General features: G+C 54.1%; 17 protein-coding genes. 4 read left to right on the forward strand and 13 right to left on the reverse strand.

Annotated features, from left to right (window positions below; all coding sequences use genetic code 11):
* From VFE46_02950 to ald, 3 genes are all read right to left on the reverse strand, one after another.
* Window positions 1-251: 5-formyltetrahydrofolate cyclo-ligase (locus VFE46_02950; protein ID HZZ26942.1), on the reverse strand; the 251-nt coding region annotated here is incomplete at its 3' end.
* A gap of 57 nt (window positions 252-308) precedes the next feature.
* On the reverse strand, window positions 309-1457 hold the full coding sequence (gene mtnA, locus VFE46_02955) for an S-methyl-5-thioribose-1-phosphate isomerase (GenBank protein HZZ26943.1): 1149 nt from the start codon (window positions 1455-1457) through the stop codon (window positions 309-311).
* 6 nt (window positions 1458-1463) lie between these two features.
* Window positions 1464-2567, reverse strand: coding sequence for an alanine dehydrogenase (gene ald / locus VFE46_02960; protein ID HZZ26944.1), 1104 nt, complete (start codon window positions 2565-2567; stop codon window positions 1464-1466).
* A gap of 339 nt (window positions 2568-2906) precedes the next feature.
* On the opposite strand from ald, the gene VFE46_02965 reads away from it, so the two are divergent.
* A complete protein-coding gene (locus tag VFE46_02965) occupies window positions 2907-3845 on the forward strand; it encodes a CHAD domain-containing protein (GenBank protein ID HZZ26945.1) in 939 nt (312 codons plus the stop codon).
* 20 nt (window positions 3846-3865) lie between these two features.
* On the opposite strand, the gene VFE46_02970 is transcribed toward VFE46_02965, so the two are convergent.
* The 4 genes from VFE46_02970 to der all read right to left on the reverse strand — a co-directional run bounded on the left by VFE46_02970 (window position 3866) and on the right by der (window position 6980).
* Window positions 3866-4339 (reverse strand): hypothetical protein, encoded by a 474-nt coding sequence (locus VFE46_02970; GenBank protein ID HZZ26946.1) that lies wholly within the window; start codon window positions 4337-4339, stop codon window positions 3866-3868.
* Between the two features lie 351 nt (window positions 4340-4690).
* Complete coding sequence (locus VFE46_02975) at window positions 4691-4891, reverse strand: hypothetical protein (protein ID HZZ26947.1); 201 nt, start codon at window positions 4889-4891, stop codon at window positions 4691-4693.
* A 168-nt stretch (window positions 4892-5059) separates the two neighbouring features.
* Entirely contained in the window at window positions 5060-5410 is a 351-nt protein-coding gene (locus tag VFE46_02980; protein HZZ26948.1) for a hypothetical protein, read from the reverse strand.
* 196 nt (window positions 5411-5606) lie between these two features.
* Window positions 5607-6980 carry a ribosome biogenesis GTPase Der gene (der, locus tag VFE46_02985; GenBank protein ID HZZ26949.1) on the reverse strand — a complete coding sequence of 458 codons (1374 nt, stop codon included), beginning with the start codon at window positions 6978-6980 and terminating at the stop codon, window positions 5607-5609.
* Window positions 6981-7114: 134 nt separating this feature from the next.
* Here der and VFE46_02990 point away from each other — a divergent pair, with 134 nt between their 5' ends.
* From VFE46_02990 to floA, 3 genes are all read left to right on the forward strand, one after another.
* Entirely contained in the window at window positions 7115-7753 is a 639-nt protein-coding gene (locus tag VFE46_02990) for a sigma-70 family RNA polymerase sigma factor (protein HZZ26950.1), read from the forward strand.
* A gap of 88 nt (window positions 7754-7841) precedes the next feature.
* On the forward strand, window positions 7842-9026 hold the full coding sequence (mnmA, locus tag VFE46_02995; GenBank protein HZZ26951.1) for a tRNA 2-thiouridine(34) synthase MnmA: 1185 nt from the start codon (window positions 7842-7844) through the stop codon (window positions 9024-9026).
* A gap of 96 nt (window positions 9027-9122) precedes the next feature.
* Window positions 9123-10130: a flotillin-like protein FloA gene (floA, locus tag VFE46_03000; GenBank protein ID HZZ26952.1), complete on the forward strand. Its 1008-nt coding sequence runs from the start codon at window positions 9123-9125 to the stop codon at window positions 10128-10130.
* Window positions 10131-10260: 130 nt separating this feature from the next.
* Here floA and VFE46_03005 read toward each other — a convergent pair whose 3' ends face one another.
* The 6 genes from VFE46_03005 to VFE46_03030 form a co-directional block, all read right to left on the reverse strand.
* Window positions 10261-11346 (reverse strand): dockerin type I domain-containing protein, encoded by a 1086-nt coding sequence (locus tag VFE46_03005; protein HZZ26953.1) that lies wholly within the window; start codon window positions 11344-11346, stop codon window positions 10261-10263.
* A gap of 91 nt (window positions 11347-11437) precedes the next feature.
* Window positions 11438-12418 carry a hypothetical protein gene (locus VFE46_03010; protein ID HZZ26954.1) on the reverse strand — a complete coding sequence of 327 codons (981 nt, stop codon included), beginning with the start codon at window positions 12416-12418 and terminating at the stop codon, window positions 11438-11440.
* Window positions 12419-12493: 75 nt separating this feature from the next.
* Window positions 12494-13228, reverse strand: coding sequence for a type II secretion system protein (locus VFE46_03015; GenBank protein ID HZZ26955.1), 735 nt, complete (start codon window positions 13226-13228; stop codon window positions 12494-12496).
* Between the two features lie 533 nt (window positions 13229-13761).
* On the reverse strand, window positions 13762-13914 hold the full coding sequence (locus VFE46_03020; GenBank protein ID HZZ26956.1) for a hypothetical protein: 153 nt from the start codon (window positions 13912-13914) through the stop codon (window positions 13762-13764).
* A 408-nt stretch (window positions 13915-14322) separates the two neighbouring features.
* The gene (locus VFE46_03025) at window positions 14323-14556 is read right to left on the reverse strand and encodes a hypothetical protein (protein HZZ26957.1); all 234 of its coding nucleotides are present in this window, start codon (window positions 14554-14556) and stop codon (window positions 14323-14325) included.
* A 201-nt stretch (window positions 14557-14757) separates the two neighbouring features.
* The gene (locus VFE46_03030; protein HZZ26958.1) at window positions 14758-15063 is read right to left on the reverse strand and encodes a hypothetical protein; all 306 of its coding nucleotides are present in this window, start codon (window positions 15061-15063) and stop codon (window positions 14758-14760) included.
* Window positions 15064-15420: the final 357 nt, after the last annotated feature.

Below are 15420 nucleotides of genomic sequence, written 5' to 3' on the forward strand. Positions count from 1 at the left end.
ACCATTTCGCCTAATCCCACAACTCGCGGCACAACGATCGTATGTCCCCAGGCCAGCAGAGCATGGATTAACTCGTGCGTGCCTACTTCGCCGCCGCTAGACACATAAATAAACCACACTTTCGCGCCCCGGATCGCCTCCAGGCCGAGTAGCCGTTGTTGAATTTGCATGGCCGCTGCCCGCCTTGTTGGGGGCGCAATGGCATTGCGCAGTGCGCGAACCTGCTGGCGGATTTCCAATTTTGAACGCATCGCTTTTTCAATTAATTGAATCTCTGCCAAGGAGCGACATTCTTCATTATGCATTCCTTATGTCCGCTGTGCATTATCGGCAGTCTGTTTACTTGTCGATAGTATGGCTGCAATCCGTTCAGCATTCACCGGCTGAATGACGCCGTGTTCGCAAATGATCGCCCGAATTAGTTTGGCTGGCGTTACATCAAACGCTGGATTGTAAACGGAAATTCCGCTGGGCGCTGTCTGGCAACCAAAACCGTGAGTAATTTCCTCAGCGGGCCGCTGCTCGATGGGAATATTTTTGCCGCTTGCCAGCGACAAATCGAACGTGCTACTCGGCGCGGCTACATAGAACGGAATATCGTGGGCGGCTGCCAACAGAGCAAGGCCGTACGTGCCGATTTTGTTCGCTGTATCACCATTTGCGACAATTCGATCTGCGCCCACGATCACCGCCTGAATGCGCCCTTCGCGCATCACCTGGGCGGCCATCGAATCGCAAATCAGCGTGGTAGCGATTCCGCGTTGCTGTAGTTCCCAAGCGGTTAGCCGCGAACCTTGCAATAACGGCCGCGTTTCATCCACAAACACATGCAGTCGCCGGCCGGCTTCGCTGGCCGCAAAAATCGGCGCCAACGCAGTGCCGTAGTCGACCGTGACCAGCGCTCCCGCGTTGCAGTGCGTAAGCACACCTTGAACCATTTGTAACAGTGGTGCGCCATACCGGCCGATTGCCCGGCACATGGCACGATCGGCTTCCCAAATGGCGTTGGCTTCGGCCAGCAAGACTTCGGCAATTTGCCGAGATGCGCCCTGGCCACGAACCGCTTGGGCGGCTCGTTTCATGCTTTCGATTGCCCAAAACAAATTTACGGCTGTCGGCCGGCTGGTCGCCAAATGCACGGCTGTATCTTCGAGTTGAGCGAAGAGTGTCGCCTCATTGGCGTCGAGCGCCGGCTGCACTCCCAAGCACATTCCATAGGCCGCGGCGATGCCAATTGCCGGTGCCCCGCGAATTTGCAACCGTCGAATGGCTTGCCATAGCGTTTCCACATCGCGGCATTCGATTTCAACCAATTCCAGCGGCAGCCGTGTCTGATCGATCAACCTTAAATGCCCGTCGATGCCTCCCACCCAGTGCAGTGTTAACACCGGAGATTGCGGTCCACTGTGGTCAGCATCGGATGCGCGGTTGCCTGACCCGGATACAGGAATGTTCATGCAACGTCAAAACCTAGCGTGATAGTGCATACCGAAGGTTTCGGCCACGGGTCGGTTGGTTACTTCGCTGTCGATAATGTTCACCGCAGCCGCAATCGGCGGTAATTCCTGAGCTGCCCGCACAATGCTGCGGTTGGCCAACTCCAGCACCCAAGGCAGCGTGACATTGCACAGGGCGTAGGTACTGGTGCGGCCGACAGCGCCTGGCATGTTGGTCACACAGTAATGCAGCACTTCGTCGACGATGTACGTAGGCTCGCTATGAGTTGTCGGCTTGCTGGTGGCGATACAGCCCCCCTGGTCAATGGCCACGTCGATAATCACACTGCCGTGTTTCATCAATTTCAAATCTTCGCGTTCCACCAGCATCGGTGCTTTAGCGCCGGGAATGAGGACTGCCCCGATGACCAAATCGGCCAGCTTGAGATATTCGCGCACCGTATGACGATCGCTGAACAGCACGTCAACATTGGCGGGCGTCACGTCATCCAGATATCGCAAACGATCCATGTTCACGTCTAATAGTGCAATGTTTGCGCCAAAACCGGCTGCTACTTTGGCCGCATTCGCACCAACCACACCGCCGCCCAAAATCAAAATATTTGCCGGTGCCACTCCTGGCACGCCGCCCAGTAAAATGCCACGCCCTTGCTGCGGTCGCTCTAAATACTTGGCCCCTTCCTGAACGCTCATGCGGCCTGCTACTTCGCTCATCGGTGTTAACAACGGCAGACGCCCCCGATCGTCACGCAATGTTTCGTAGGCGATGGCAGTTGCACCTGTCGCCAGGAACGATTCGGTCAGTTTTCTATCGGCTGCGAAATGAAAATACGTGAACAGCGCCTGCCCTCGCCGCAACAAAGGTATTTCTTGCGGTTGAGGTTCTTTCACCTTCACAATCATTTCAGCTTCGGCAAATATCGCCTCGGCCCGGTCGACCATTCGCGCGCCGGCTTGTTCGTACAACGAATCGGGCAGGCCGGAACCCACGCCCGCACCATGCTGCACCAACACCTTATGCCGGGCCCGTATTAATTCCTCGACCCCTACCGGCAGCATTGCTACACGATACTCGTCGCGCTTGGTTTCTTTCGGAACGCCAACAATCACTGGGGGCACCTCAGTTGTGGCCGGGCTTGTTAAAGCTTGATGAGAAAATGGGTTAACGGCATTTCAACAGACATTCCTGCTTGCGCCAAGGGTTTCGCGAAGCACCATCCTTTGCCGAGGCTGAGTTGGCCACCTCCCTAGTGGACACCCGCCCAAAAGCGTGTCAGAATGTCGTTCTTTCCCGCTCCAATCGGTGGGTAGATTCCTCTTTCAATTGGTGGCACACTGCGGACCAGAACTTTTCGAGGGAACGGTGGGGATACCCAGATCATTCCCATCGTGATGAGACACCGACTTCCTGAACGCATGACGCGAGTTTTTTCACTGCAACGCACACTAATGACACGGAAGAGCAAATGGATCGATGTCGAATCGGTCGATGAGCCGGCCGTGGCGGTCGCGCGCCGAGCCATTCGAGCCCGGATGCGAACGGTATGGGAATGGGCGCCACTGGCTGCAGATCAGGCGACCGAAGATGTCGAATACATTCATCAACTACGCGTATCCACTCGCCGAGCCCGAGCGGCGTTGCAACTATTCGAAAACATGCTGCCCCGAAAACGGAGCCGCTGGTTTCGCAAGCAGTTGAAGCGGTTGCGCGAGGCGGCTGGCGAGGCCCGCGATTTGGATGTGCTGGCCCAGCATGTGGGAGCGGTTTGCGAAGCCGATCATTCACCGGGATGCGGATCCTTGCTGGAGCGCATTTCGGAAGCGCGGCGGGCGGCCCAGCCGGCGATCACCGAAATTTATCACAAACTCAAACAGCGCGCATTTCGACGCCGTGTGAAAAAGCTGGTAGGTAAAATCCGCTGGCGTTCGGATAACGGCGAGGCGCCTTCTTATTCGACGGCTGCCCAGATCGGTTTGCGGCCCTTGGCTACAGCATTTTTCCTGGCGGCGGAGGCTGACTTTGAAAGCATTCTCGCCGTACATGAATTTCGCATTGCTGGAAAACATTTGCGGTACGCCATGGAAGTGTTCGCCGCCGCGTTCAATCCAATCTTTCGCAAGGAGCTGTACCCAGTCGTCGAGGAACTACAGAACAAACTCGGCGCCGTGAACGATCGCTCGAATAACCGGGACCGTTGCCTGGCGTGGCTGGATGAAACCCGCGATGAGTCGCAACGCTTGATCTTGAGCAAAATTATCTCGCTGGAAACCACCGCTTTTCAGGCTGCCATGCGCGAATTTCGCCAGTGGTGGACGCCCGAACGGACCGCCGAATTAAAAGCCCGCTTTTGGCAAGAAATAGCCCCCAGCGAAGCCCGCTGTGCATAGCGGTTGTTTCAGGGAACCGCTTAAACGTGATCGCTGCCAAGCGGCGGTTCTTCAACCGGTTGCGGACCGTCAGGAACAATTGCCGGCACCGCTTTCAGGAACCGGCCTCCGCTTTCGTACCAGCCTTCCGCCTTAAAGCGACACCAGGGCAGGTCAATCAAAAATCCCACCCACCGGCTGTCCCCCGCATGAAAAGATGCCACCATGCGCCTCTGCGACAAGGGCTGCGGGTGATAAAACCCAAACCCCCCTTCAGAAAGAGATTTGCCCGCCACGACAATCGCCGGCCCGCACGGCATTTGGCCATCGAGGCCGATAGGCGTAAGCCGCACCAACTGCGGATACGGATATCGCCGATCACCACGGCGTTCTGGCTTGTAGCCGGGGCGGTGCATTAGCATCAACAGTTCGTGCACCCGGTCGCGAATGGCTTCGTCGATTGCGGGGCCGCCAAAAAATCGGTTGGTTGCGGGCTCCTCGAAAGCAGCACACATAGAATCACCCTCCAAAACATTGGTCGGCATCATAAAGGCTTCTCAAACCAAGATCACGGTTGCTCAATGCCGACGCGGATAACTCGCTTGCCCAAATGCCAGGTTGAAACACCAATTTGGATATAAACAGAAATTGCCACTTCAACCAAGGAAAAGAAATCGGCGATGGGCGAAGTTTGATTTGCGAGACGAAGCTCTGCAATGCGAGGAGGTCGCAATAAAAACCTAGTTCACGTTTGCTCGGCCGTCAAATCAATCTAAGCTGTGCGCTTTGGCAGATGATTGCGGCAGATTAAGTTCAGAAACCTACGGTGAGAATTGGCAACATGACACGCCATTCCGTGTCAAAATTCAACCATGCAGCCAATTCAAAAATCCGAGCAGCGTTTCCGAAACATTGTCGTAGCCTGGGCAAGCCTTGCCGATCGCCAGCAGGACAATCAACGCGAACAGCGCCAACGACGTATACCAGATGATTTTTTCAATCGCGTGGTAAGTTCGGCCGCGCCGGTCGGATCGACGCAGAAAATGATCCGTGGTCACGCCGGCCAAGGCGCACAAAATGCAAACTAGGAGAAGTGGACTTACCATATTGTAATGCACCCGGCCTCAGCGGATGGAAACCGACCAGGTTCCACAAGCATACCTCAGAAATGCGGGCTCGGCGTGGCTTTAATCCGCTTATGCAAACCAGCGGTTTTTCGTCTGGCCGCTGGATCACTATCCTAGCGAATTGACGTTAGTTGCAATCGCATATGTAATAAACAAGCACACGCCGGTCATCAACATCATTGCTGCCAGAAATAGCAGGTCGGCGAGCCGTTCGGTTTGCAACCGCCGGCGAATTTTTCGATTGCGCAAGGCCCAGTACGACAACAGACAGGAGGCCATAAAAATCAGCGCGTCAAACGCCAGCAAATCGTCGGCCAGCGTGTTGACCTTTTGCAAAGTAATCACGATCCGAATTAGCCCGATCACTGTCAGGCACACGCCGACCATGGCGGCAGAAACCGCAAAGGTGTGAACGCACAAATCGTCTTCCAGCGGCATCCTGTCTTTGATCTCGGCCATGGTGAATTACGACATCCTTTCCGGGCTGCCCCGCAAAGCCGAATGCTTTGTGGTGTATTGATTTCCGGCACCTCGCATGCGGCACGCATTATGGCGAGAGAGATTTATCCACGCAACATCAGCTAGAGGGCCGCTAAAAGAAAGAAATGCGACGCCTGGAAATCATCAATCAACAAAACAGTCACGATGTGCCGAGTCATATCACAGCGGAATTTCCACCGGCGGTTTCACCCTCGGTAGGCTTTTCGCGATCTTCGCGGCGACGGAGGTAAAGCTTGATCGGCACTTCTGCAAACGGCAACCGTTCGCGAAACACGCCCAACAAGTAACGGCGGTACGTTTGCGAAATGCCCGTCGGATTGGAACAAAACAACACCATCGTGGGCGGTTCGATCCCCACTTGCGTGGCGAACAAGATTTTGGGTTGGCGATTTTGATAGATCGGCGGCGGGTTGGCGTCGATGGCCGCACGCAACAGCTTGTTCAGATCGGCAGTGGCGACTCGCTGCCGGGCCTGCTTGAACAACACTTGAGCATGGTTCAACAGCGCTTTCACGTTTTTGCCGCTTTGGCCCGTGACAAAGGCAATCGGAACATAGTGCACGGCACGAAAGGTATCGTAAATGTAATGCACCCACTTTTCCGTGGGCATGCTTTCATGGCGGAGATCCCACTTGTTGACGACGAAGATGCACGGCTTATATTGCTGCGAAATGTAATCGCTCAGTTGCTTGTCGACTTTGCTGATGCGCTGCGTGGGATCGAAAAACAATAGCACGACATCGGCCCGACGGATACTGCGCTGCGCCCGGTGCAGGCTGTAAAACTCCACGTCGCTGGCAATGCTGCGCTTCCGCTTGAGTCCCGGAGTGTCAATGGCCATGAAGGATTTGCCGTCGAGTTGGAAATGCACGTCCACACTGTCGCGGGTTGTGCCGGGCACTTCGCTGACGATCATCCGTTCGGCCTGGGCCAACGTATTCACGAACGTGCTTTTTCCCACGTTGCGGCGGCCGACAATGGCCACTTTCATTTCCGGCTCTTGCGGCGGAGCGACGTTTTCCTCCAACTGGGGCGGCAGTCGCTCGAGAATCAAATCGATGAGCTCTTCCCGGTGCCGGTTTTGCGTGGTGCTAATGCACAGCAACTTGCCGCGGCCCAGCTTGTAAAATTCGTCGGTGTTGGGATCAATCGACAGGTCATCTGCTTTATTGGCCACGCAGATGGTTGGCGCTTGAACGTATCGCAAGCGCTTGGCGACTTCCTGATCCTGCGGCATCAGCCCTTCCCGGGCATCGACTACCAGCAAAATGACTGCCGCTTGCTCCAGGGCTGCGTTAATTTGCTCCTCGATTTGCGGCGTGAGGTTATCAGGATCTTGAAAACCCAGGCCGCCCGTATCGACCAGCTCGAAATACCGTCCTTTTTCACAAATCAAATACGTGAGCCGGTCGCGGGTGACGCCGGCCGAGGAATCGACAATGGCAAGTTTGCGGCGCGCAAGCCAGTTAAACAGGCTCGATTTGCCCACATTTGGCCGGCCGACGATTACAACTTGCGGAAGACCCATATTACTAGCGTAACATGACGTACCGAAACGATATAGGAGCCGCCTGTTTGCCCCACCATAAAAGCCGGGTAGGATGGATGTCCGCCCGACGGACCGGGAATTATATCCAGGTGGTCAGGGGGAGTTTTGCTTCCATGGCGATTGAAGAAACATCAGCAAACGACGACGCTTTGGTAAACCGGGTCCGCGCCGGCGACTGCTTAGCTCTGTCGGAATTTTTGGTTGGCCGGCAGCCGCAACTGATGGCTTTTATCGAGCGCCGCTTAGGACCTGGGTTGCGGCGGAAAATTGAGCCGGACGATTTGTATCAGGAGGTGAGTGCCGAGGCAGTGCGGTCGCTGGGCGAAGTGAAATTGATGGAGCGCGATCCGTTCAATTGGCTGTGCCAAGTGGCGGAAAGGCGGATTATCGATGCCCACCGCAGATTCTTCGGCAGCCAGAAACGAAATGCGGGACGCGAAGTCTCGCTGGATGCTGGAGGCGGCAGCGCGAGCACGAGCCGGCCGGGACTAATCAATATGCTTGTGGCTAGCATGACATCGGCCAGCCAGGTGTTTTCGCGTGATCAAAAGCAAATCCGCATGTTGACAGCCCTGGAACAGCTGCCGGAAGAAAATCGCGAGGCTTTGCGACTGAGATACTTGGAAGGGATGCCGTCTAAACAAATTGCCGAAAAACTAGGAAAAACGGACGGCGCCATTCGGGTGATGCTTACTCGTTCGCTGGCCAAACTGCAACAGATTTTGGGTACGGATACCATGAGTAATGTGTGAACAGTATTTACAAGAGACCCTTGATTTTCTCGATCGCCGGAGGGACAGGCCTTCCGGAAAATCACGAATGACGCCAAGGAATTGAATTGTGGCACGTATTGTCATGGCCATGTCGGGCGGGGTGGATAGCAGCGTCGCGGCGGCGCTGTTGTGCCGCGCCGGCCACGAGGTGGTCGGCGTGTTTATGCGTCACGGGGAAGCGCCCGTAGCGGCAGAAACCACCGCTTGTGCCTCCGCGATTTCAGCCGAGGGTCAACTATTGCCAATGATTCAAGGCCGCCTCGACCATAAACAGGGCTGCTGCAGCGCTTCGGACGCCGAAGATGCTCGTCGTGTTGCTGAATGGCTGGGCATTCCGTTTTATGCTCTGAACTTGAGCGATGATTTTGCGCGGATCATTGACTATTTTGTCGCTGAATACTCTGCCGCACGCACACCCAATCCGTGTGTGATGTGCAACAATTGGTTGAAGTTTGGGAAGTTGTTTGATTATGCAGACCAGGTGGGAGCCGAGTTTGTCGCTACCGGCCATTATGCACGGATTCGAATGTTGGAAGTCCCCGGTCAGACGCCAGGTAGCACTCAATTGTTCCGCGGGATGGACCCAACCAAAGATCAATCTTACGTGCTGTTTGGAGTTGATCGCAGTTGTCTGCCGCGCATGATGCTGCCGATTGGCGATTATCAGAAATCCGAAATCCGGCAATTGGCCCGCGAGCTTCGCTTACGAGTGGCTGACAAGCGCGATAGCCAGGAAATTTGCTTTGTTTCCAGCGGCGACCATGCCGAATTCGTGCGGCGAAACCGTTTTCGTCGAAGCGAATCCGAGAGCGATTCTGTCGGCATGCCGGACGAAACGGATACATCGGGAGAAATTGTGCTGGCGAATGGTTCCATTGTAGGCAAGCATGACGGCATTGAAGCGTTCACCATCGGTCAACGCAAAGGGTTAGGCGTGGCGCTGGGCGAGCCATATTATGTCACGCATATTGAAGCCGCCAGCCACCGAGTAGTGATCGGACGGCGAGAAGAACTGGCTCGCTGCGAAGTAACTGCCGACCACGCAAATTGGCTGGACGAGGCGCCTCTGGCGCCATTCCGCGCGCAAGTGCAAATTCGCTACAACAGCGCTGCAGCACCGGCATTGGTGGAACCACTCGAAAATGACCGCTTCCGTGTCCAATTCGACGAGCCACGCTATGGCGTCGCTCCAGGACAAGCGGCGGTCTGTTATGATGGAGATCGCATACTTGGAGGTGGCTGGATTGAATGAAGACCGGATTTACGTTCTTGCGGCCAGCCAGGCGAGTACTATAATCGCGGCAGAGCAATAGATTTGCCTTTCAGCGCCATAATAAAAAGATCACACATGCCGCAGCTTTCCTTTCTCTTCGCTCAATTTGATCATCTGCCCGACAACATCGGTCTGTATATTGCGGGCGGCGTATTTGCTTTTTTCTTTCTCGTTTTTCTCCTATTAGTGCTCACCTACGGTAAGCTATGGTTCCAAGCATACATGTCAAATGCTCGGGTCAGCTTACTGACTTTGGTGGGGATGAGTTTGCGCAAAGTTGACGCACGAGTGATCGTGCAAGCCAAAATTATGGCTTTACAAGCCGGCGTAGGAACTGATCCACAAACCGGCATCACCACCCGCCGCCTGGAAGCACACTATTTGGCGGGCGGCGATGTGCCGCGCGTCATTCGGGCGATTATCGCCGCCCATCGAGCCGACATCGATTTGGACTTCGACCGCGCGGCCGCCATCGACTTGGCCGGTCGCGACGTGCTGGACGCGGTGCAAACTAGCGTCAATCCCAAGGTCATCGATTGTCCGGATCCTAATACCAGCCGCAAAAGCACTCTTTCGGCCATTGCGAAAAATGGCGTGGAATTGAAAGTGAAAGCACGGGTCACGGTCCGCACCAATTTGCAGCAACTCATTGGTGGTGCTACTGAAGAAACCATTATTGCCCGCGTGGGGGAAGGGATCATCACGGCAATCGGTTCATCCGAAAGCCACTTAAGTGTAATTGAGAATCCCGATCGCATCAGCAAAGCGGTACTCGAACGAGGCCTGGACGCCAATACAGCATTTCAAATTGTGTCAATTGATATTGCCGATTGTGACCCTGGTGAAAACATTGGCGCCCGCCTGCAGGCAGACCAAGCCGAAGCCGATACGCGCGTGGCTCGCGCCAAGGCCGAAGAACGGCGAGCAATTGCGATTGCCCGTGAACAGGAAATGAAAGCTGCGGTACAGGAGAATCGCGCCCTCGTCCTCCAAGCCGAAACACAAGTTCCGGTTGCCATGGCCCACGCGTTTCGCACGGGTAATTTACATGGCAAAACGTCCGACAACGGCGCCGCATTATAATTTGTCAGCCTCATAGTTGTCCAGCAGCAATCATATCTGTTTCTGCAACACACCAGCGGCGCGACAGTCCCAGTGCGATGCCAAAGATCAAATGCACACGCAGGTCAGTCTGCTGCTCGCACAAGGTTTATCACAATGCCGTCACGGCACCACGAGCGAACCTCCGTTGAACAAACAACATGATAAGCCCTATGCAGGCCAACGCCGCGCTACTCGGCTCCGGCACTGCAGCTGTGGATGCTGCCCCACCCTGTAACAGCAAATTCAGCAGGGCCTGCAGATCTGTGTTTGTGACTTTACCATTTTGATCGACATCAGCGATCGCCAGGAATTCCGAGTTCGACAAGCCATATGCCGCTTGAAACGCGCTCGGATTCGTCAGCGCTTGCAACATCAGTGTGATATCCGCGCTTGATTTCTGACCGTCTCGATTAAAATCTCCACGCATGATAGCTCGGTAAATGGCGAATGTCGCCTGATCCTGTATTTTTGAATCGACCGTGCCATAAAAGTCGCCATAACTTGGATCGGACAATCCAAAAATGTCGACAAGCGGTTCCGTTGTGAGCGTGACACCATCTGAAAAATGAACGGTCACCGTGTACGCAAAACCATACGCGCCAAAGGTTGGGCCGGAGCCGATGTAAAGGTCTTTTTCCAACTCGTGTTGATCGATCAGCGAAACACCAAACGGCGCGGTATTTGATGGCACAGAGGACCAACCGCTTCCGGTTACGTATACATCGCCAGGCTGAGCGCCGGGATGTGGAAAAGGCGGATAACTGGGATCATCTCCATATATATCAAATATATCTAGCGTCGTACCCTGCGGCGCTGGGCTGGCCATCGCACTTCCCAATCCGTTGCCGTTGATGCTTGTGCCGTTGGAAAAATACAGAGGACTCACGACGCTGTAAGTAGCAGTATAGGAGGGCCACCGGCCAGCCGTTGCCACGAATCCATGGATCGTTGGAAAGTAGAGGCCATTCATGTCAGAACCGACAACATCAAAGGAGGCGTAAAAAAAATCATTTGGAGCCGCCATTGCCTCTTGCTTGTCAAAATAATCGCCGTCGGACGAATCCGAGGCCGACAGCGATGCTGGCGTAATGTTGTCCGCAGCAAAATTGATCGCCAGATCAAATCCATGTCCCCATGACGTCGCCGTCGAAACATTGATTATGACGACTAATACAGCCGAAAATAGCCGTTTCATTGTATGCCTCTTAAAATCCAAAGTTTACCGTCAGTGAGCTGGAGCCCACCGACGGTTCGTTCTTCAATCAAAATTACCGACGTGTGAAAATTCAACACGAAACCAACTCAACTTGCTTCCGACGGTCGGCTCGCAACCGAAGTAAACCGATTCCTACGATCCCGAGAAGCGTCAGCATCAGGGCATCCGGCTCTGGTACCGCAGCGTTATAAATCGCCAGCGTTGCTGCATCTTGCACCGAAACAGGAGCACTGGCTCCTGGTGGCGATGTTGTGCTCACAAAACTGCCGGAGGCCGACAGCGTCGAATCCGTCAGGGCAAACACGTCCACCATTGGCGCAGTCGTAAGAATGGGTCCCTGCGTCGTGATGTGATTCAAATCCGAACCGATGAAATAATCGACGGTTAGCGTATAGGCAAATCCATATTCACCATAGGTCTGCGTCGAACCACTCCCTAGCGTCAAGTCTTTCGCTAACTCGTGCGTATCTGCAAGCGAAATTTGAAAACCAGGCACGGTCCCTGTGCTGCCGCTAATCGTAATAATGCCATCCGCGGTGCTAGCTGCTCCGGGATGATTCGTCGAGTTGCTCGCCCCGTTTGGCGCATTTCCCGGAAACCGTTCGATGATATCCAAATAGGTTCCCGCAGATGCCGAAACGGCCACGCTACCGTCGGAGTATAACAACGGACTGATTACCGTGAAGGTCGCACTAAAATTGAATTCGCCACCGTTGCCGGACGGACCAGACAATTGCGGTCCTCCGTCGTTCACTGGGTAATAAATGCCCGGCGACGATCGCGGCGCACTTACTAGTGTCCCTTCGGTAAACAACGAATCCGGGCCCGTAGTAATCGGAAAGGTGCCGAAAAACACATTGCTGGGGCCGTTCGGCGTGGGTGGCGTTGTTTTCGACGCCGGATAATCCAAGCTCGGTTCTGCCGATCCAATCGTGAATCCGATTGGTACGCCGCCTGCATCGTTTTCAATCAGCATATACCCATGTGCCCACACTCGGTCGGCTGCCCACGCAACCGATAAAGCCAAAACCACAAAAGTGGATAATCTCATATTTTCAAAACTCCAAACTAAGTTTTTATACACCAAGCTTTGTCAAATGATCGCGAAAACTCCGCAGCGCCAAGCTCAGTTGCTCAAAGGCCGCGCAAAGTTTGTCGGATGCCCGTTCAAATAGTTCTGAATGTCTTGCTGGACCCAACTACTGAACATCGGCAGTGAAACCGTCTCCGCGTGTCCATCAGCGTACAAGTAATTGGCGCAGTCCGAATGCTGCGCGGGATTGACCTCTCCCGTTATCACATTCCAGACTCTGCCGCGAACAATATCACTTGGTGCGTACCAAGTGGACGTGTGAACATGGTCGTCCGTCGCCGCACGGCCGGTGTCCGCCCCTTCGAACAAAATTATCACCGAGTGCGAGCTCAGCATTTCATTGATATTGAGCACCGCGTGGCCGTCGGGCGTCGGATACGACACATACTCATTGATCACATAGCTTGTGCCTGGCGAACCGCTGGCATCGGCCTCCACGCGTTGTGTTCCCAGCGGATCTTCTGGGCAAAGCCGCATGTTATCCACGTTTTCCAAATAAGGCGCCAACGTAAGAATCCATGACAGCGTATTGTCAGAGTGATAAGTGTTCGTGGGATCCCCGTGATATGTCCACGGAAAGTGCCCGCGATGAACTCCGACATACTGCATGAGACCAAGACCGATTTGGTGCAGGTTGCTTAAACATTGCAGTCGCCTGGCCGCAGCCCGGGCGCGCTGCATCGCCGGCAGCAGCAGCGCAATCAGCAAGCCGACAATGGCTATCACGACCAACAATTCGACTAATGTAAAACCATTCCGATAGCGCATGGCAAAGCCTCCCTTGGCGCAGACCACAAAATAAGTCGCCATAAATGAAAGCGATACAAAAACGGTCCCTGAGAAGCGGATCGCGTGAGCTAGCGCAGCTTAACGATTAGCTCCAGCCATTTGGCCGAGCCGTGCGTAGCTACGCCGATCAAATTAGGCCGCTCAACGGAGAATGAAACGCCACAAACAATCGCGGCGGCGGGACATCGGGTGGGAAAGAAATCGACGAGACAGCCGCTGTTGGAAGAGCAACCCACTCAACAGCATCGTTGGAGAAGGGGAAAGTAAAAATCGGTGGCGGTGGATAGGAAGTGCTCAGACCCTGCCAGTTATCGCCAGCACCGTGACATTTGAGCGCTTCGATGAGCAGCACGCCTGGCACGCGATTTACTTCATAACATGCGGTACTCACCTTAGGTTGTTGCGGCCAATATGCGGCCCATTCAATGCCTTGAGCACGGGCAGCCGCCAACGCGTAATCGGGCGGAGTAACATGATTTTCTCGAGCCCATATCAACCGTTCTTCCAATGACTTACAGCAGCAACATCGCCAACATTGCTCGGCAGACTGGCAGCCACAGTGATGATTCATGCAAGGAAAGGGTTCCCTGCGAGATTTGCTCGCCGGCGACGTTGGCAGTGGAATGCCTAACGACAAAATCGAATAAGAAAGGATAATCGTCCACCGAGAAGCCGCTTGTATCCGGCTGGTTTGCGGACAAAACCAATCACGTTTTCGGAACCGAACCCAGAAAGTGTGGGCCGAAACGCGTGACATGTCTAAAAAACCTCTCGTCGTGCAAAATACGACAATGCGTCATAAAATACAATCCCCGTGCTTCATCACCGAATTGGCTGGAACATGCGAACACTCGCCGTGGACGAATTGCGAGGTCTCAGCTAACCTAATGCATAATGGCATTATGCCCTGTAAAAATCTCAAAGGAGATTCAATGCGTAGCGACCTTTCTCGCCGCGAGTTTAACAAATTGACTACCGCTGCACTGAGCGGCATGGCGGTTGGCACATGGGCAGGTTGTTCGTCAAATACTAGCACCGCAAAGGCCGCGGCCGACATCCATTCCTGCCGTGGCCTAAACGATTGCAAAGGCCAAGGGGCTGATGGAAAGAACACCTGTGCCGGAGAGGGTACTTGCTCCACCGCCAAAGCACACGATTGCGGCCATCAGAATGACTGCAAACACCAGGGTGGTTGTGGAGAGACGCCCGGCGAAAACGATTGTAAGCAAAAAGGAAATTGCTCCGTTCCCATGCAGGGTGATATGTGGCAAAAGGCCCGCACTCGATTTGAACAACGGATGAATCAACGAGGCAAAGTAATTGGCACCGCGCCGCCGACTAAAGAAGCCTGAATTGCCTACGAACTACTGCGCTTTCCCTTGCAGCGTGCCACGTTGCCGGAATTTATGCTTAAGGATTCCGTCAATACAGCATCAACGTGGCACGCTTGCGGATAAACTGCCCCCTGAGAACACGGCCTGCGGGGTTGATCTCTTCTCGATCGTCCTTCAAAATCCAAAACGAATGCCGAAATGCCGTCCGGTGAGTGAAACAAAACCCGTTGGCGGAGCAACTACAATAGGAGGTGCACTGACAACCGGCAGAGTAGCAATCACCGTGGGTGCAGCGACCACCTGTGGGTAGTAAACAACTTCGGGTCGAACAACTCTCACAGGCGGATAGCAATGGTCGACCACCACATGATGGTGATGATCCCAACCGACAACTTGTACAGGCGTTCCGGCTTGGGCTGCACTTCCTCCGGCAACTGTCAAGCTACCAACTGCGGCAGCGATCAATAGAAAGCGTCTCATGGTTCGACTCCTCTTCTGGAATTATGAATGGTCAAAGGTGATACGGCCTTGTTTTGTTTTTCAAAAATCATTCGTAAAACCAATAGTGTGACATTGCACCAGGCATGCCAAAACATTGAAAATGCAGCAAACCCTTAGGAATACGAGAATGCGCGTCACAGTTTGAAAGATTTGCCGATAGCAGTTGAATTATCTGCCATCGGTATGACAACATTTCTGTTGCTTGCTTGACTACGCTGTTTCTGAGCCATTTACCATACAAATGAAGTCTGTGAATAAACATCAAACAACACCGAATACCGATCCAGCCAAGACCCAAAAAACCGTGCTGGCGATACTGACTGTAGCGCTTTTGGG

It is taken from the genome of Pirellulales bacterium, assembly GCA_035656635.1.
Classification (GTDB): Bacteria; Planctomycetota; Planctomycetia; order Pirellulales; family JADZDJ01; genus DATJYL01.